General features: G+C 50.9%; 1 pseudogene. It reads right to left on the bottom strand.

The features are described from left to right. A pseudogene (gene fusA, locus PGX78_RS09290) lies at positions 1-350 on the bottom strand (elongation factor G); the annotation flags it as partial.

Here is a 350-nt window from a genome sequence, read left to right as displayed (position 1 = left end):
TCTACACGACCGCGGCGAGAGTTTAAGTCGCCGATAACATCGCCCATGTAATCTTCGGGGACAACGACTTCAACCTTAACATACGGTTCGAGAAGTACGGGATCCGCTTTACGCGCACCTTCTTTGAAGCCCATAGAACCGGCAATCTTGAAGGCCATTTCCGAAGAGTCGACATCATGGTACGAACCGTCGAAAACGACAACCTTAATATCTACCATCGGGAAGCCTGCAAGAACACCCGTTTCCATCGCTTCTTTTACACCGGCTTCGACAGATCCGATATATTCACGAGGAATAGCGCCGCCGACAATCTTGTTTTCAAACTCGAAGCCCGCACCCGGTTCCTGAGG

It is taken from the genome of Megasphaera sp. AF13-6AC (genome assembly GCF_027685385.1).
Classification (GTDB): domain Bacteria; phylum Bacillota; class Negativicutes; order Veillonellales; family Megasphaeraceae; genus Megasphaera; species Megasphaera micronuciformis.
The sequence above is the reverse complement of the archived record's forward strand: the minus strand, read 5'-3'. Positions and strand labels throughout refer to the sequence as shown.